Source organism: Ruegeria sp. HKCCD9138 (assembly GCF_057220975.1).
On sequence record NZ_JBWVAZ010000003.1, the window covers coordinates 18558 to 33760 of the forward strand.

20 protein-coding genes are annotated in these 15203 nt (G+C 53.7%); 13 read left to right on the top strand and 7 right to left on the bottom strand.

Features of this window, described 5'->3' with window-relative positions:
- Positions 1-26: 26 nt before the first annotated feature.
- A complete protein-coding gene (locus AC2TEL_RS05920; protein WP_480902561.1) occupies positions 27-764 on the top strand; it encodes an SDR family oxidoreductase in 738 nt (245 codons plus the stop codon).
- Positions 765-768: 4 nt separating this feature from the next.
- Here the strand turns inward: AC2TEL_RS05920 and AC2TEL_RS05925 are convergent, their stop codons facing one another.
- The gene (locus AC2TEL_RS05925) at positions 769-1683 is read right to left on the bottom strand and encodes an AraC family transcriptional regulator (RefSeq protein WP_480902563.1); all 915 of its coding nucleotides are present in this window, start codon (positions 1681-1683) and stop codon (positions 769-771) included.
- Between the two features lie 95 nt (positions 1684-1778).
- Between AC2TEL_RS05925 and AC2TEL_RS05930 the strand changes: the two genes are divergently transcribed.
- Positions 1779-2528, top strand: a complete 750-nt coding sequence (locus tag AC2TEL_RS05930) for an SDR family oxidoreductase (RefSeq protein ID WP_480902564.1) — start codon at positions 1779-1781, stop codon at positions 2526-2528.
- An 83-nt stretch (positions 2529-2611) separates the two neighbouring features.
- On the opposite strand, the gene AC2TEL_RS05935 is transcribed toward AC2TEL_RS05930, so the two are convergent.
- Positions 2612-3454: a methylenetetrahydrofolate reductase gene (locus AC2TEL_RS05935; protein WP_480902567.1), complete on the bottom strand. Its 843-nt coding sequence runs from the start codon at positions 3452-3454 to the stop codon at positions 2612-2614.
- Between the two features lie 51 nt (positions 3455-3505).
- Positions 3506-3895, bottom strand: coding sequence for a DUF983 domain-containing protein (locus AC2TEL_RS05940; protein WP_480902569.1), 390 nt, complete (start codon positions 3893-3895; stop codon positions 3506-3508).
- Positions 3896-4006: 111 nt separating this feature from the next.
- Between AC2TEL_RS05940 and AC2TEL_RS05945 the strand changes: the two genes are divergently transcribed.
- Complete coding sequence (locus tag AC2TEL_RS05945; protein ID WP_480902572.1) at positions 4007-5425, top strand: aminotransferase-like domain-containing protein; 1419 nt, start codon at positions 4007-4009, stop codon at positions 5423-5425.
- Positions 5426-5501: 76 nt separating this feature from the next.
- On the opposite strand, the gene AC2TEL_RS05950 is transcribed toward AC2TEL_RS05945, so the two are convergent.
- Positions 5502-6113 carry a TetR/AcrR family transcriptional regulator gene (locus AC2TEL_RS05950; RefSeq protein ID WP_480902575.1) on the bottom strand — a complete coding sequence of 204 codons (612 nt, stop codon included), beginning with the start codon at positions 6111-6113 and terminating at the stop codon, positions 5502-5504.
- Positions 6114-6219: 106 nt separating this feature from the next.
- Here AC2TEL_RS05950 and AC2TEL_RS05955 point away from each other — a divergent pair, with 106 nt between their 5' ends.
- The 4 genes from AC2TEL_RS05955 (at position 6220) to AC2TEL_RS05970 (ending at position 8069) form a co-directional block, all read left to right on the top strand.
- Positions 6220-6681 (top strand): DMT family transporter, encoded by a 462-nt coding sequence (locus tag AC2TEL_RS05955; RefSeq protein ID WP_480902577.1) that lies wholly within the window; start codon positions 6220-6222, stop codon positions 6679-6681.
- 61 nt (positions 6682-6742) lie between these two features.
- On the top strand, positions 6743-7198 hold the full coding sequence (locus tag AC2TEL_RS05960; RefSeq protein WP_480902580.1) for a nuclear transport factor 2 family protein: 456 nt from the start codon (positions 6743-6745) through the stop codon (positions 7196-7198).
- Positions 7191-7553 carry an NAD(P)H-binding protein gene (locus tag AC2TEL_RS05965; RefSeq protein WP_480902581.1) on the top strand — a complete coding sequence of 121 codons (363 nt, stop codon included), beginning with the start codon at positions 7191-7193 and terminating at the stop codon, positions 7551-7553. The genes AC2TEL_RS05960 and AC2TEL_RS05965 overlap by 8 nt, the downstream gene beginning before the upstream one ends.
- Positions 7554-7577: 24 nt before the next feature.
- Positions 7578-8069, top strand: a complete 492-nt coding sequence (locus tag AC2TEL_RS05970) for a Rossmann-fold NAD(P)-binding domain-containing protein (RefSeq protein ID WP_480902583.1) — start codon at positions 7578-7580, stop codon at positions 8067-8069.
- A gap of 432 nt (positions 8070-8501) precedes the next feature.
- Here AC2TEL_RS05970 and AC2TEL_RS05975 read toward each other — a convergent pair whose 3' ends face one another.
- Positions 8502-8909, bottom strand: a complete 408-nt coding sequence (locus tag AC2TEL_RS05975) for a winged helix-turn-helix transcriptional regulator (protein ID WP_480902585.1) — start codon at positions 8907-8909, stop codon at positions 8502-8504.
- A gap of 100 nt (positions 8910-9009) precedes the next feature.
- Here AC2TEL_RS05975 and AC2TEL_RS05980 point away from each other — a divergent pair, with 100 nt between their 5' ends.
- A complete protein-coding gene (locus tag AC2TEL_RS05980; RefSeq protein WP_480902587.1) occupies positions 9010-9753 on the top strand; it encodes a YdhR family protein in 744 nt (247 codons plus the stop codon).
- Positions 9754-9821: 68 nt separating this feature from the next.
- Here the strand turns inward: AC2TEL_RS05980 and AC2TEL_RS05985 are convergent, their stop codons facing one another.
- A complete protein-coding gene (locus AC2TEL_RS05985; protein ID WP_480902589.1) occupies positions 9822-10715 on the bottom strand; it encodes a LysR family transcriptional regulator in 894 nt (297 codons plus the stop codon).
- Positions 10716-10816: 101 nt separating this feature from the next.
- Here AC2TEL_RS05985 and gstA point away from each other — a divergent pair, with 101 nt between their 5' ends.
- The 3 genes from gstA to AC2TEL_RS06000 are packed head-to-tail and all read left to right on the top strand — an operon-like array spanning position 10817 to position 12027.
- Positions 10817-11428 carry a glutathione transferase GstA gene (gene gstA / locus AC2TEL_RS05990; protein ID WP_480902591.1) on the top strand — a complete coding sequence of 204 codons (612 nt, stop codon included), beginning with the start codon at positions 10817-10819 and terminating at the stop codon, positions 11426-11428.
- Complete coding sequence (locus AC2TEL_RS05995) at positions 11425-11805, top strand: nuclear transport factor 2 family protein (RefSeq protein ID WP_480902594.1); 381 nt, start codon at positions 11425-11427, stop codon at positions 11803-11805. The genes gstA and AC2TEL_RS05995 overlap by 4 nt, the downstream gene beginning before the upstream one ends.
- Positions 11806-11808: 3 nt before the next feature.
- Positions 11809-12027 carry a tautomerase family protein gene (locus tag AC2TEL_RS06000; RefSeq protein ID WP_480902596.1) on the top strand — a complete coding sequence of 73 codons (219 nt, stop codon included), beginning with the start codon at positions 11809-11811 and terminating at the stop codon, positions 12025-12027.
- A 185-nt stretch (positions 12028-12212) separates the two neighbouring features.
- Here AC2TEL_RS06000 and AC2TEL_RS06005 read toward each other — a convergent pair whose 3' ends face one another.
- Positions 12213-13472, bottom strand: a complete 1260-nt coding sequence (locus tag AC2TEL_RS06005) for an NAD(P)H-dependent flavin oxidoreductase (RefSeq protein WP_480902597.1) — start codon at positions 13470-13472, stop codon at positions 12213-12215.
- Positions 13473-13543: 71 nt separating this feature from the next.
- On the opposite strand from AC2TEL_RS06005, the gene AC2TEL_RS06010 reads away from it, so the two are divergent.
- The gene (locus AC2TEL_RS06010; RefSeq protein ID WP_480902599.1) at positions 13544-14428 is read left to right on the top strand and encodes a LysR substrate-binding domain-containing protein; all 885 of its coding nucleotides are present in this window, start codon (positions 13544-13546) and stop codon (positions 14426-14428) included.
- 93 nt (positions 14429-14521) lie between these two features.
- On the top strand, positions 14522-15013 hold the full coding sequence (locus tag AC2TEL_RS06015) for a cytochrome b/b6 domain-containing protein (RefSeq protein WP_480902601.1): 492 nt from the start codon (positions 14522-14524) through the stop codon (positions 15011-15013).
- Positions 15014-15203 lie beyond the last annotated feature (190 nt).

Below are 15203 nucleotides of genomic sequence, written 5' to 3' on the forward strand. Positions count from 1 at the left end.
TCGCTGCAAACAGAAAGGAGATTGACATGGTACACGGACAACGAACTGCAATTGTAACTGGCGCCAGCAAGGGGATTGGTGCAGCCATCGCGCTCCGCCTGGCTCAGGATGGCCATGGAATCATTGCCAATTATGCAAGTGATGAGGCCGGAGCGAACGAGGTTGTAGACGCTATCAAAAAAGCTGGCGGCCAAGCAATCGCAGTTCAGGGTGACATATCTCACATATCCTGCATGCCAAGATTGTTCGATGCGGCTGAACAGGAGTTCGGCTCTGTCGATGTTCTGGTCAACAACGCGGGTATAATGCGCCTGAGCGCGGTTGCTTCTACATCTGATGCCGATTTTGAGGATCACTGCGCCGTCAATATTGGGGGTGTGTTTCGCGGCATGCGGGAGGCAGCCAGCCGCATGAACGCAGGCGGCGCGATTATTAGCCTGTCCTCTAGTGTGGTCGGCCTCTATCAGCCGACATACGGGGTCTATGCGGCGACAAAAGCCGCTGTGGAAGCGATGACCCATGTGCTGGCCAAAGAACTGGGCTCACGTGACATCACCGTGAATGCCGTCGCGCCTGGGCCAGTCGGGACCGACCTGTTCATGACTGGAAAGCCCGAGGCGGTAATCGAGAACATCAAAAAGATGAACCCGTTTGGTCGACTCGGAACGCCCGAAGATATCGCTGCTGCTGTATCGCTTCTGGCCGGACCTGATGGCCGTTGGATCAGTGGGCAAACACTTCGCGCCAATGGCGGTGTTATCTGAAAGCTTAACCCGAAGCCTCTAGTGAATTTGCCTTTGAGTAGCGCGCGGGAGGGCAACCAACATAGCGGGAAAACGCAGTGCTGAAGGCGCTGGAGGACCCATACCCTGTCTGAGCAGAGATTTCGGCAATACTGAGATTACCCGCCCGGAGCATATGTTTTGCCAGAGTCATCCGCCAGTTTTGCAAGTAGCTCATTGGGGGCACTCCCATAAGCGCTTCAAACCGAGTGAAGAACGCAGAACGAGATAGTCCGGCTTCGGTTGCGAGTGCTTGAACGGTCCAACTGTGCGCCGGGGCCGCGTGCATGGCCCGCAAACTGGGGCCAATTCTCTTGTCTGCCAATCCACGCAAAAGACCCGCAGCAGGAGCTGTATCCGCACCGGATCGGAAGGCTTCAATCAACAACACCTGTAATAGGTTCTCGACGATCACATCTCGCGCCGGCCTGTTTGCGCGAGCTTCATCGCGAACAAGCCCCGTAAGCGCAGCCAACCGACCCTCACCGCGGACAAAGATCAGATCAGGCAGTAGAGAGATCAATAGATCAGCGTCGGGGCTGGCAAAGGTGCAATGGCCTACCAGCTGTTGAACCTCTGGATCCGCATCAGTCAACCCAAGCCGGAAAACTCCGTCTTCCCCCTCTATGGGATAGTTGACCAGTCCATCGGGCGGTGGAGGGTCCATGCTTGAAAAGGTGAAGGACTTGACCGCAGGGATCAGCACAAAGTCGCCCGCATTCAAAACCAAGGGTTCTTTCCTTTCGACCTCCAGGCATGCACGTCCCGCAAGTAGAGAACAGTAGAAGGCCTCATTTACATCCTCACGATACACCCGAAATGGCCCCGATGCATGCACCAGTTTTGAATAGGATGCCTTGGGTTGAAGGAAGGTGATGATTTCAGAGAATGGATCTGCCATGTCGGACTATTGATAACAAATAATGGATGATTGATTATATATAATACCGCCCACGTTGGTTACTTTCAAGGCATCAACGAACAGGAGACAACGTCATGAAGACCGTATTGATCACAGGATGTTCTTCGGGATTTGGGCTGGAGACGGCACGCTTCTTCCTGGAACAGGGCTGGTTGGTAATCGCAACAATGCGTAAACCAGATGAAGCATTATTCCCGGCTTCGGATCGTTTGACGATCCTGCCATTGGATATCTCGGACAGCGAGAGTATCGCAAGGGCTGTGAAAGCTGCGGGCCCCATCGACGCTTTGGTTAACAATGCAGGCGTGGGCTGGCTTTCCCCTTTTGAGGGCACATCAGAGGATAACCTGCGCCGGATTTTTGAGACCAACACGTTCGGCACCATGGAAATGGTCCGTGCCGTGCTGCCGCAAATGCGCGCCACGGGACCAGGGGTGATCGTGAATGTCTCTTCTAGCGTCACACTCAAACCGTTGCCGCTGGCCTCGGTCTACACGGCTAGCAAAGCTGCGGTGAACGCCTTCACCGAATGTCTTGCCCTTGAACTGGCTCCTCTTGGCATTCGCGCCCATATCGTGTTGCCGGGTCAGGCCCCAACAACGAATTTCGGTAAGAATGCAATGGCACTGATGTCAGAATCCAATGACACGCCTGAAGACTACAAGCCATTCGTCGAGCAGACTATGGCTGCCTTCATGAACACCGAAGGGAAAGAATACACCTTCTCCGAGGATGTTGTTCAAGCAATCTGGAAAGCCGTAACGGACACCACCTGTCCGATGCGGATCCCGGCCGGAAAGGACTCGGTCGCTCTGGCGGCGTGATACCCTCAACAATAAGAAGAAGACCGCTCGAAAATCTAGCATGGCCGACCTCAATGGGCCGGCCTTTTGCATCTGGTATTGCCTCACGCCAGCATTTTGCTCGCAGTGTCCTGCGTTTGCCGCGACTTAACAGCATTAAGCCACTCAACGGCAGCCTTCGTGCCACCAAAGGGATAAAGGTGAACCGCAACATCAGCTAAATTGCGTCGTTGCAGCTCTTGTTCGATCAAGCAGACCAGACGGGAAAAATCAACGATCCCGTCCACGGTGTCACTCACGTTGTTAAGTCCGCCAGTCGAAACCCCAAATGAGCGTGCAAACCTGTGCAGGCGATCCTTTTTAGTCGGCCCTGGTATCCCAATTTGGATCGTCTGGCTAACACCAACGTTTCGAAGCTGGCCTATCCAGTTGAGAATTCTGGTTGGATCAAAGGCAAGTTGAGTGGTTATGCTCACGCTGCACCCGTAGGACTCCAAAAGTTTTACTTTTTGCTCCAATAAGGCCACGTCTGAACGATAACCTATAGCTGCGTTTCCCTCTGGAAAACCTGGCAAGGTGACCCTCTTGATCGCGTATTTTTCAATCCACTCGGTTCGAAGGAGATCCATCGTATTGTTGAATGGACCCGACGCATCTGATGGATCACCGCCAACGACCATGACTTGTCCTTGTGCGCCGGCAAACCGGAGTTTTTCGGTCAGGTCAAACAAGTGTTTTTTTGATTGAAGGCGTCGAGCTGCAAATATCGGGACCGGCAATAGTCCAGCATCGTCTATCCGGCGCACCGTTCGCAGCCTGTCGTAATCATCCTCATCGTTCAGCCAGGCCACGTTGACAGCGGTTCTCGCAGGAATAAAGGGTGCGGCTGTTGTGAGATCCGCAATCGTCTTTCCTGTCGCCTCAAGTGAAAAGAAATTCAAATCCATCAAGGGAACCATCCTTTGAAAAGGCTGAGAACTCATTGGGAGGGAGGCTGGCTAGAACCCATGCATGCGTTTGGCCCATTGGTATCCGACAATCAGGCCCTTCATGACCGGCAGCAGCGCCAAGGCACCGACTACTGCGATGACCGACATGCTCAAAGCCAACACCCACGGCTCCGGCCGCCATGTCACCCAGGCGATGTGCAGCGCGAACCCCATAAGGTGGCCAACGATCAGGATCGTAAGGTAAGCCGGACCATCATCAGCCCGCTGATGGCTCAGATCCAATCCGCAATTCGAGCACTCATCGTTCACCTTGATGTAGCTATGCAGCAGTTTGCCTTCCCCGCAATTGGGGCACTTGAGGCGCATCCCATTCATGATCGCGGGTTTGATGGGGCGCTCTTCACTGTCGTCGTGGGCGTCAATTGCAAGTTCGGACATCTTTGATCTCCTTCTGTTGCGCCTCAGATAGCTCATCTTCAGACAAAATGCAATCAATAGCCAATCAATGTGATAGCGGGTGCGACAAATTGTTGATAATTACTTGGAAAAATGGTAAAGGTGACAGGCACAATCTTCTATATTGATTGGAGCGATGCCTTGAAGTCATGGACACCAAATCTGCGCGACGACGGAAAACCGCTCTACGTCCAGATCGCCGAAGCGATAAAACATGATGTAGAAACAGGTGTGCTTGATGCAGGTGACAGGCTTCCGCCTCAACGCAGCGTCGCCAAGCTTGTTGGCTTGGATTTCACAACTGTCTCTCGCGGATACTCTGAGGCTGCGAAGCGAGGGTATATCGACACTTTTGTCGGCCGGGGCTCGTTTATCCGGAAACCAGAAGAAACTTCAGAAAAAGCAGATCCACGTCGCGCGCTGGAAGAAGACCCGAACATGAACATGCCCCCGGAGCCAGATGATCCGGCTTTGGTGGCCCGTATGGAACAGGGCCTCACACATGTTGCTGCGAACCTCGTTCCTCTGCTTCGCTACCAGTCCATTATCGGGAGCCGGCAAGACCGGGAGACCGCAGCACGCTGGATGAACATCAATGGTATCGACGTTACAGCAGACCAATTGGCAATCACGCCTGGCGCACATGCCAGTTTGCTGTCGATCCTGACATTGCTCGCCAAGCCCGGAGACACCGTGATCTGTGAGCGTGTGACCTATCCCGGTATTCGTGCCATAGGCGCTCAACTTGGCATCCGGCTTGTCGGTGTGAGATCAGATGCCAGCGGTATTCTTCCTGATGTTCTTGATGCCGCTATCCAAGAGCACGCACCTTCTGCTCTTTATCTGAACCCGACGCTGCAAAACCCCCTGACGCTTACAATTCCGATGGAGAGACGTCAGCAGATCGCATCCGTATTGCGAAAGCATGGCGTTCCTTTGATTGAAGATGACGCCTGTCGCTTTGTGTCTTCGGATGCGCCGTCATCTATCTCACAGCAGGTTCCCGAATTGGGGTGGTACATCGCGGGTCTTTCGAAATGTCTGGGCGCTGGTTTGAGGCTTGCGCTTACGGTGGTTCCGTCCGGGCTGTCGAAAACCCACTTCACTCGGGCCTTGCAGGCATCGAATGTCATGGCGTCACCAGTCACAACAGCTTTGATGGCGCGATGGATCGAGGATGGTACAGCCGCGGCGGTGCAAAAGTTCGTCCGCAAGGAGGCGGGCCGTAGACAGAACTTGACGGCCAAGATTATGCACAACCAAGACTTTGTGGGGAGTCGAGAGGCATTCAATATCTGGCTGACACTGCCCGAAGGATCTAGCCGAGCTTATGTGATGAGTCACATGGCCAATCGCCAAATCGGGATTATGCCGAGTAATGCCTTTACGGTGACAGGAACGCCCGATGAAGCGGTCAGGGTATGTCTGGGAGGACCAATTTCATTCGGCCAACTGACTGAAGACCTCGAAGCATTAAACTATGCGATTACCCACCAAGATTGGGTTCCCTAGGCTGTTAGGCGGTGCCAAAGATCCGAAGCGCCCTTCGTCTCAGTTATTCAACTTGCTTTATGGTTACCGTTTATTTCTATACACTTAGTACCAGATTGGTAAATCGTTGAATGTCCGCTGATCTGACAGGTCGATGCTGAACAATGACGTGCCAGTAGAGCGGTGCGATAAACATATCCAGTATCATTTGCCGATCTGTGTCTTTTGTAAGCTCACCACGCTCAATAGCTCTGTCCAGCATGACCATTGCCTGGGCCCGGCGATCCCGCGTCACACTCTCCAGCAATTCTGCCAATTCATCAGAGCGTGCGTGCTCAGCATGCAGGTCCGGTAGAATCCGCCTAACAAGCGGATGACGCAGAGTTGCAGCCATTCTTCGCATAAGCTTGGCAACGTCCTTCTCAAAGGATCCTGTGTCCGGAATTGGAGTGATATTCGTGGCCGCTGATTTCACCGCTTCGGTCACCAGTTCAAACTTGGATTTACTCCTTCGATAGAGCGCCGCCTTTCCGACACCTGCGCGCGCCGCAATGCGCTCCATTCGTAGAGCCGAGTAACCCGTTTCCGCCCATTCCTCGAACAAGGCGCGTTGGATTGCTTCCGTGACCGTGTCTTGCAAAACGGCAGCCCCGGCCGGCTTCCGACGCGGCCGATCAGGATTTTTTACGTCGGAACTCTTGCGTTCCATCGCGATTCTCCTTTATATAGGACGAAACGGTATCGTTCCATTATACTTTGAGGCAAACTTATCGATACCGCAACCCGTTTTTGGCGGCTGATGAAAGGACGCTAAGATGGACCCGAAAATCGCACTTCTGTGGTTTGCGCCTCTGCTTTGCGGGGCCTTGATACCCATCCATGCCGGAATGAACGCAGAGCTCAGCCGCGCTGCTGGCCACCCACTCTGGGCAACTCTGTTGTCGTTTGGAATTTCATTCGTTTGCCTTGTGGTCGGCATCGCATGGCTTCGACCGACATTGCCAAGCTTACCATCACTATACTCGGCTCCTCCCTGGGCGTGGGTAGGAGGTGTGATCGGTGTCATTTACGTGATGGCGACCATGGTTCTGATCCCACGCTTTGGGGCCGCCGCTTTTATTGCCGCAGTCGTCGCCGGACAAATGACGATGGCACTCATCCTGGACCAGAACGGGCTTCTTGGGAACGCTCCTCGACCAGCAGATTTCTATCGCATCACTGGCGCTGTGCTGTCGATCTCGGGTGTCCTTATCATGCAGTTTGGAAAAGCGACATAAACCAAGCCACCAGTCACAGAACAACCCTCCCGTTTAGGGAACAACAAGAGGTAATGAGATCATGTCTGACACGAATAACATACCCAGCTTTGGCGCGATGCTTCGCGGTGCCCTCGGAGATGAAATCATTGCAGAAGCAGGCGAGAACTTTCTGGACATGTGTGACGAAAGCATCGTGTTCGAGTTCCCGTTTTCTCCAGAAGGCTCAGTGCGAAAACTCCGCGGCCGAGACACTATGGCCGCCTATCTGCCAAAAGCAGGCGGCCTCATCAGCTTTGAATCCATAAGCCCGGCAGTCACCCATGTTGCCAAAGACGGTGAAACCTTTGTTTTGGAGTTCTCTTGCAAAGGTAAAGGCGAGGCCGGGCGCTACGACCAGAATTACATCTCGGTCATCGAGGTCCAAAACGGACGTATCACGCGCTATCGCGACTACTGGAACCCTCTGGTTCTGCTGAATGCTGTCGGTGGCGTCGAAGTTCTTAAGTCCAACCTGGGAGACTTTATCGATGACTAATTCCATCCTTGTCACCGGCGGCACCGGCAAGACTGGCAGCCGCGTCGTCAAACAGCTACGTGCGAAAGGGTTAACCCCCCGCGTGGGAACACGCAGCCCTCGAAACAAAGATGAATTACGGTTCGATTGGAGCAATCCGTCTACGTTCAGGGATGCTTTCGAAGGCGTCAGGGCTGTTTACCTCGTAGCACCCACAGACACCGTGGATTCACTGGGAGCAATGCAGCCCGGTCTTGAGGCGGCACTTGCCGAGGGCGTCCAACGCTTCGTGCTACTCAGTGCTTCTTCTTTGGAAGAAGGCGGACCCATGATGGGCGCAGTCCACGCCTGGCTTCGCTCCAATGCTCCAGAATGAGCCGTTCTGCGCCCAACCTGGTTCATGCAGAACTTCTCAGAGCTACATCACCGAGACCCCATTCGCGATGAGTCCGCCATCTACACAGCGACAGATGACGGCCGAGTTGGCTTTATCGATGCTGGCGATATAGCGGCCTGTGCAACGACGCTGCTGGTCACTCCCTCGATCAAAAACACTGACTATATACTCACTGGTCCGGAAGCGATTTCTTATGATGTAGTTGCTGAGGCGCTAAGCAGTCAATTAGGGCGGCAGATCATCCACCATTCTCTGACGGTCGAAGAACTAGCGGAGCGTCATCAGAGCCTCGGATTGCCGGAAGAGTATGCAAAGACACTGGCTGCTACGGACGGCGCAATCGCTTGCGGAACCGAGGATCGTGTCACCAACAATGTACTTAAATTGACAGGCTCGTTGCCAACTTCCATCGATCAATTCGTTCAGCAAAATCTGGAAGCTTGGAAGCAGAGCAAAGATATCAAGATGCGAGTGGCTGAGTCAGCGAACATGTGAGATGCATGTGCCCTTGGCTGACCTTCGTGCTGGCTTCTGGAACGGTAGCAATGTTGCGCATGTCGGAGTTTGCAAAGCTCGGCGATGAATGTCCGGTTTGGGCTGATGGAGCCAATCATGCGAAAAACAGCGAATGGTCTTAGCGAGCCCATTCGGTACCTCGGGTTTTCGTGCTGCGCGCGCTCGCAGCACGATAACCAGACGTCGATGCGATACGCCCTGAATATGCGACCGGCAGTCCGTAGATCACGGATCTTCCCTGACAAATTCTTGCATCTTTCAGATGTAAGGTCTCAGCTCAAAGTGGACATACTTCGCTTACTATAGGTTGCTCGGTTGCAGCCCTCGCCGGAGGAGGCCTTAAATAACGGGCCATGTGCGCCAGTCCTGTTTTGGCCTCAAACACGGGTACGATTCTTCGTCACACGTGATCTATTCGCCGTCCCGTATCGTTTGTTCGAATCCAATGCGATCGGATTGAACGGCGTCAAAGGCTTCGCGCATCGGCTCTTTGGCCTCGTTATATGTACCGCCCCAGAGAATAATCTCTGCCAATATTGGCGCAAGCGTACGTCCTTTGGGCGTCAATTCGTAAAGCGAGCTGCGCCAATTATCGGGGTTCTTGCGCTTGGCTACGATCCCGCACTCTTCGAGATGTTTCATCCTTTGGGCTAGAATATTGGTCGAAATGCCCTCCCAACCGTCAAGAAGCTCTGCATAGGTTTTCACCCCTTTGATGGCTAGGTCGCGAACAAGAAGCAATGACCAGCGGTCGCCGAACACGCTGAGAGCATAATCGATGGGGCATCCCGACAAGGGGCGTTTTGAAGTCTTAGTCATGACATCAATCTAAATTTTCAACTTTCAACTTGCAAGTAACAAGTGGACGTGCGACCCATCCCATCAGCTTGCATCTTGCAAGTTGATTCGGAGAACCAAAATGACATCAAGAACACAACACGTAGAGGCCCGGTTTTCGCGCCGGGATTTCCTTATCGCCGCGGCCGGAACGGCCCTGGCACCATCGATCATTCACGCAAAGGATACCGCCATGACACCAAAGGCCTTCGTTTACACTGAGGTCGCAATTTCGATTGCCTTCAATGACGCCCCCTGGAGCGCGATAAACACTGAAATCAACAAGCAACCTGGCTTTCTGAACAAGACATGGCTGCATGGCCATGGAAACGGCTCGCTTGGCGGCTTTTACGCCTTTGATAGCCAGGAAAATGCCACCAAGTTTGTCACAGAATACTTTCCGTCAGAACCTCGTGCTTTTGGGGTGGCCCATAACACGCGCGTCTTTGACGCTGAAATCGTGCAGGAAGCCAGCCAAGATCTTGGATCGGTTCACTATGGCGGCACTACCGACAAAACACCGGGGGCATTTGTCTACACCGAGCTTCAAATCTCGCAGCCGTTTGACAGCTTCGACTGGCGCAAGCGTAACGCGGTGTTGAAAAACCAGCCAGGCCTTCAGAGCAAAGTCTGGCTTAGCGGTGCCTCCACAAACACGCTCGGAGGCTTTGACGCGTTTGATACCTTGGAAGCAGCCCTGGACTTTGCCTTGAACCGCTTCCCTAAGGTAGCTGCAGGATTGGGCGCCGCCCCTTATACGCGTGTCTTTGATGCCACGACGACTGCAGAGGCAAGCCGTCAAATGAACTCGCCATTCTATCTGTGATGCAACCAATGCACCGCGCTTAGCCCCGGCACAGGCGCGGTGCCCCTATCAGCAAACCTAGCCTGACCCTATTTTCCTGACACGGGCGCCAGTCCGACAAGTCTTTCCCAAAGGCTCGTCGCGACTGCGCCCGGAACAACATCCCGACGTCTTATAGCGTGAAGAACAGCAGTGCGGGGTGGAAAACTTGCCACCGTTATCGGAACGAGCTGGCCAGACCTTCGTTCGTCAGTTGTAAAATGGTCAGGCAGCCCACCCCAGCCCAATCCCGCCAAAATCACTTCTTTTTTCGAAGAAAAGTCTGTGACCGTCCACTTGTTTCCCCCAGCAAGCAGATCTCGACTCTGTTCGAATTTTTGCCCACCGGTGCCTGCGACCACCACTTGAATATGCGTTTGAAGTATCGCTTGTGACACTGAATCACTTCCGATCTTTGCCACAAATTCCGGCGAGGCCATCGGGCGGATTGTCGTCTCTGCCACCGGATGCGTTTCCATTGCGTCAATCGACACACCAGCCAGGCTGGCAATGGCGATATCCGCATGCCCTTCCATCAGCCGTGCAACGGGCCCGCCCATATTCTCGGTCGACAGGCGGATATGGGTGGACGGGTGGCGCTGACCAATGTCTTTGAGCGCCTCCAAGAGCGGCGGTAGAGGTAAAGTGCCGCTGATCGCAAGACGCAACTCACTTTCCTCTTGGGCCCGCAAACGACCAGCCGTCCGCTCCAACTCGCGCATCTGCTGCAACACGCGCAAAGCCTCGCGATAAAAAATCTCGCCTTCTTGAGTCAGGGTCGGGCGATAAGACGCGCGGCTGAGCACTTCTATCTGCAACTCATCCTCCAGGTTCTTAACCGCGTTGCTGATCGCACTTTGAGATTTGTTCAGGCGTTCCGCAGCAGCGCGAAATGTTCCCTGCGAGACGATCGCCTCCAGAACTCTGAGCTGCTCATACTTCATTTCTTGATCCTATTTCTCAATCATGATTATCATATAATGATACTTTTTTCGGATAATTCAGCAAGCTAACTTTGCGATCTAACCTTCTCAAGGAGATCAAAATGAAGCTTTACTACAAACCTGGGGCCTGTTCATTGGCTAGCCACATTGCGCTGACGGAGGCAGGTGCAAACTTTGCTCTGGAATCCGTGGACACCGATGCTGCGATCACCGAAACAGGGGCACCCTATCTGGACATCAACCCCAAGGGTTATGTGCCAACACTGGAACTGGACGATGGCGCTCGTTTGACCGAAGGGGCAGCCGTCTTACAGTATATTGCGGACACAAACGCCAATGCGAACCTGGCTCCCGCCAACGGCACGCTATCGCGTACACGCGTTCAGGAATACCTGAACTGGACCTCCTCTGAGCTCCACAAAGCGTTTTCACCGCTGTTCAACGCGCACACCACTGACGCGGGCAAAGCGGATGCCGGCAAGGCTGTCGCCAAGCGCTTTGATCTGCTGGAACCGCAACTCGCCGACGGGCGCACATGGCTGGTCGATAACACATTTTCGGTCGCAGACGCCTATCTCTTTGTTGTTGCCAACTGGGCCAATTTCACTGAAATCGACCTAACGCCCTGGCCCTACATCGCCGCCTTTATTGACCGCGCGGCTGCGCGTCCTTCGTCTCAAGCGGCCATGCGCGTCGAAGGGTTAATCCAATGACGCCAGAGGATCACAAGCAGGTGCTGTCTTTGGTCGAGTCGTACTTTGACGGCTTGCACCACGCAGACAGCAAAGCTTTGCGCAAGGTGTTCCATTCAAAGCTTGCCTATGTCTGCGCAACAGAAGGCGATGAGCTTTATCTCGACCTAGACACCTACATGTCCCGCGTGGATGCGCGCACCCCACCATCTGAACGCGGAGACCCGCGAGACGAAGCGATATTGGATATCGCTTTCGGGTCCGATCGCATTGCCCGCGTGACAGCCCGGATGAGCATGATGGGGCGGAATTATCTCGACTACCTGACGCTGGTCAGAGAAAATGGAGAATGGCGCATTGTAACCAAAGCCTTCACCTATCTTCTGAGAAAGGTATGACCGATGCCTTATGTTAACATCAAGGTAACAAAAGAAGGCGGCCCAGTCGGCACAGGGCCCAGCGAACACGAAAAAGCCGCGCTTATCTCAGGTGTCAGCAAGCTGTTGTCTGACGTTCTGGGCAAAGACCCCGCAACCACATTTGTGGTTATTGACGAGGTCGATCTGGAAAGTTGGGGGATTGGGGGCCTGCCCGTCCGCGAATACCGGCAACAGAAATAGGTCCGACCTGCTTGGCTGAAAGGTTGGGTCCCACCCAGCCGCTTTTGCAGACTTCCAACAGGCGGCGCGCGTTTGCGCGTCGCCTCCAAGGCACCGGGTCGCCTCCTCTGCCGGCCCAGCAAATGTTTGCATAGCCCAAACACAAACCGGACCTCTGAAATACAGGCCCCAACGATTTAGCAGCTTTAGTGACAAACATGGCGTTGTTTGCGAAGCGTTTCCAAATCAAAGAGCCGTTCCTCGTTCAATATCGGCATTTCGCCTCCCTGCTCTGATAACTCTCGTACCTCGCTGGCGGGGATCCCATACTTATCAGCAAGGAACTCTACCCCCAATCCTGCGTGACGTTCCGCCGACAGACATTGGCGCAAACTGTCTGGAATCCGCCGTCTCTGGTCGCTTTGCGCTCCAGTCCTGACCTGTGGCCGCTCTGCGTTTTGCGATTTTTCGTCCAAGAACGCTGCGGATAGCTCGGCAACGATTTCCGAGGCGGGCCGAACCGCACGAATTTGCCCCACCCCTTGACCGGCATAGAGGCTGAGCTTGCTGGCCAGATCGGGGTTATCGACCTTTCTAAGCCCCCCGCCCATAAACCGGAGCAGATTCCATCCTCCGCGGCCAAGAATGGCTCGGTGCGGTGTGCCGTATCGCCAACCATAGGAGTACCCGGTCAGGAACTTGGGATCATCTGTTTCCGCGTCCACGATCTTCTCCTTATAGGCGTTGTTCGCATCGCATTCCAAAGAGGCAAGAAAGGCAGTCCCACACCAAACACCGGATGCTCCCAGACACCTGGCAGCGCGCGCGGCGCGAATGTCATTTATCGCGCCGGCTGCAATCACGGGGCGACAATCTGCAATATCCACCACGGCAGGTAATAGCGCCATCAAGCCAACCCTGCCGCGCGTAAGATGCCCTCCGCCTTCGATGCCCTGGGCTATGATAATATCGGCCCCATCCAACACGGCTTTCTTGGCTTCGGCGACTGTTCCAACTTGCACCATAGTGGTGATACCGGCGGCCTTGGCCCGCGGAATGACCCCGGAAAAATCGCCGTAATACAAAGAAACGACCTTTGGTCTTTCTTCCAGTACGACTTTGAAACCTGCTTCAAAAAACTCAGGGCCGCCATATTGAGGTACCAAATTGACTCCAAATGGCTTGTCGGTGAGGTCCCTCGTTTGCCTGATCCAGTCCCTCAACGTTCCAGGAAGCACGCGCAGCGCACCCAAGTGCCCTAATCCGCCAGCTTCACTAACGGCGGCAACAAGGGCAGGACCACTCAACCCCGCCATCCCGGCCTGAAAAACGGGCGCGGAAATCTCACACATCTCTTTAAGGGACCCAATGCCCGAACTCGAATGCGTTTCATTAGTTTGGCGCGTTTGGCAACACCTTTGGATTTGATTTGTCATATCCCACCTGAAGGTAAAGCGATCACTCATAGTAGATAGGCGTATTAGAATCTAATAAAGTGAATTATAGTGACCTTAACATTCCCAAAAAGAGAACGGCTATGGAACTGAAGAACCTCCTCACCTTTGCGGCAGTTGCCGAAGAAGGGTCTGTCGCCAGCGCTTCGAAAACGTTGCATTGTGTCCAATCCAACGTGACCACAAGGATCAAAAACCTGGAGGCCGAGCTGGGGGTGACGCTGTTCAATCGAAGTCGATCTGGAATGGCACTGACAGCGGCAGGAGAAGCGTTTTTGCCCTACGCTCTCGATGTGATGCGCGCCGAAAATCGGGCTCGGGCATCAGTTGAGGATTTTGAAAGCTCAGTGAAGTTCATCAGGATCGGCAGTATGGAAAGCACATTGGCCGTGCGCTTGCCAAATATCCTTGCATCTTTTCGCGAAAAGCATCCAGGATTGCGCCTTCAGATCCATTCAGGCCCGACAGAAGATCTTCTTCATAAGCTCTTACAAGACCAAATTGATCTCGCCTTCGTTGGCGGAAAATTTGCCCGACCTGGGATAAAAGGGCAGGCATTGTTCGCAGAGGAAATGGTCATGATTTCTTCGGCAGAGCTTGCCGATTTCGAACAGCTGCGGTCGATGCCCATAGCTGTATTCAAGCAGGGCTGTTCGTATAGGGACTATACGAGAAGATGGATGCGCATGTCGGGCTTGGCTCCGAATGACCTCTTTGAACTGGGAACCTTGGACGGCATTTTGGGTTGCGTTGCTGCGGGTGTCGCCATCAGTTGCCTGCCGCGCTCGGTTATCGAAGGCAGCCGATTTAGCGGTCTGCTCTCAATCCACACGTTGGAAGATCCTGAACGCTTCATTGATACATACGCAATGCTAAACGTCGATCAACCGCGCAACGGCACGGTCCAGGAGCTCCTCAAATTCATCCTCATTCCTGATCAACCTGACAAGGCCAGGCCGAAGGTGTGAGTATTCTAAAATTGTGATGGGTATGATCTCATAAAAAGTCTTCTTTGCTTGCCCTGACCGCGCTCAAATATCGTAATGTGCGAGGGCTGGATAATGAGATACAGAGACAACGGGCTACATTTCGGATTTGTATCCATCGTTGGGCATTGGGTCGGCGGGGCGACATTTCTGGCGTTTTTAATCTTCGCTTTTGTAGCGGACGTCTCGGTGTCCAATTCCGGGCCAGCGCACAGAATGGCGCTTTGGATGTCATTATTGGCAATGCCGGCTTCTGCCTTTCGCCTATATTGGAGGATCGCGAATTATCATCCGGCACCGCTGGGCGGTGCAAATCCGGCACAAGTGCTTGTTGGACGGGGAATAGCGCTCGGCATGCTGTTGGCAGGCGTTGTGCTTCCGACAATGTACTGGATCAAGGAGGCGTTGGCCCCGACAAACAGCTGGTGGCTGACGCCTCTGTTCTGGCTGGGCACGGCAAGTTTCTGTTGCGGCTTGGCATTACACCTCTACGGCGCTTTCACCCATGCTTTTGTTCTCAAAGACGCCAGTTTGAAAAGAATACTCGGCTCTCAGGTCGAGCTTTGACAGCCAAGAATGATGACCTTCCGGTTGTTTTTCACCGTTTCTCGGCTTTGTTAATGCTCTGGCCTGGTAACAACTAACTGCGGTCGTGGATTCATAGCAACCGCCCTCTCGAAAGACCGATCCAATAAAGTTGGCTAAATCGTAAAAAGACTTGCGCAGCATCCTCAAACACATTCTGCGTCAGCAAAAG

What these genes read in the sequence shown, in the direction of transcription:
- AC2TEL_RS05940 (WP_480902569.1), bottom strand. Translation starts at nt 3,895, where the DNA reads ATGTCCGAACTTGCAATTGACGCCCACGACGACAGTGAAGAGCGCCCC.
- AC2TEL_RS05920 (WP_480902561.1), top strand. Translation starts at nt 27, where the DNA reads ATGGTACACGGACAACGAACTGCAATTGTAACTGGCGCCAGCAAGGGG.
- AC2TEL_RS05945 (WP_480902572.1), top strand. Translation starts at nt 4,007, where the DNA reads ATGGTAAAGGTGACAGGCACAATCTTCTATATTGATTGGAGCGATGCC.
- AC2TEL_RS05955 (WP_480902577.1), top strand. Translation starts at nt 6,220, where the DNA reads ATGGACCCGAAAATCGCACTTCTGTGGTTTGCGCCTCTGCTTTGCGGG.
- AC2TEL_RS06005 (WP_480902597.1), bottom strand. Translation starts at nt 13,472, where the DNA reads ATGAGTGATCGCTTTACCTTCAGGTGGGATATGACAAATCAAATCCAA.
- AC2TEL_RS06010 (WP_480902599.1), top strand. Translation starts at nt 13,544, where the DNA reads ATGGAACTGAAGAACCTCCTCACCTTTGCGGCAGTTGCCGAAGAAGGG.
- AC2TEL_RS05965 (WP_480902581.1), top strand. Translation starts at nt 7,191, where the DNA reads ATGACTAATTCCATCCTTGTCACCGGCGGCACCGGCAAGACTGGCAGC.
- AC2TEL_RS05930 (WP_480902564.1), top strand. Translation starts at nt 1,779, where the DNA reads ATGAAGACCGTATTGATCACAGGATGTTCTTCGGGATTTGGGCTGGAG.
- AC2TEL_RS05935 (WP_480902567.1), bottom strand. Translation starts at nt 3,454, where the DNA reads ATGGATTTGAATTTCTTTTCACTTGAGGCGACAGGAAAGACGATTGCG.
- AC2TEL_RS06000 (WP_480902596.1), top strand. Translation starts at nt 11,809, where the DNA reads ATGCCTTATGTTAACATCAAGGTAACAAAAGAAGGCGGCCCAGTCGGC.
- AC2TEL_RS06015 (WP_480902601.1), top strand. Translation starts at nt 14,522, where the DNA reads ATGAGATACAGAGACAACGGGCTACATTTCGGATTTGTATCCATCGTT.
- AC2TEL_RS05980 (WP_480902587.1), top strand. Translation starts at nt 9,010, where the DNA reads ATGACATCAAGAACACAACACGTAGAGGCCCGGTTTTCGCGCCGGGAT.
- AC2TEL_RS05975 (WP_480902585.1), bottom strand. Translation starts at nt 8,909, where the DNA reads ATGACTAAGACTTCAAAACGCCCCTTGTCGGGATGCCCCATCGATTAT.
- gstA (WP_480902591.1), top strand. Translation starts at nt 10,817, where the DNA reads ATGAAGCTTTACTACAAACCTGGGGCCTGTTCATTGGCTAGCCACATT.
- AC2TEL_RS05970 (WP_480902583.1), top strand. Translation starts at nt 7,578, where the DNA reads ATGCAGAACTTCTCAGAGCTACATCACCGAGACCCCATTCGCGATGAG.
- AC2TEL_RS05950 (WP_480902575.1), bottom strand. Translation starts at nt 6,113, where the DNA reads ATGGAACGCAAGAGTTCCGACGTAAAAAATCCTGATCGGCCGCGTCGG.
- AC2TEL_RS05985 (WP_480902589.1), bottom strand. Translation starts at nt 10,715, where the DNA reads ATGAAGTATGAGCAGCTCAGAGTTCTGGAGGCGATCGTCTCGCAGGGA.
- AC2TEL_RS05995 (WP_480902594.1), top strand. Translation starts at nt 11,425, where the DNA reads ATGACGCCAGAGGATCACAAGCAGGTGCTGTCTTTGGTCGAGTCGTAC.
- AC2TEL_RS05925 (WP_480902563.1), bottom strand. Translation starts at nt 1,683, where the DNA reads ATGGCAGATCCATTCTCTGAAATCATCACCTTCCTTCAACCCAAGGCA.
- AC2TEL_RS05960 (WP_480902580.1), top strand. Translation starts at nt 6,743, where the DNA reads ATGTCTGACACGAATAACATACCCAGCTTTGGCGCGATGCTTCGCGGT.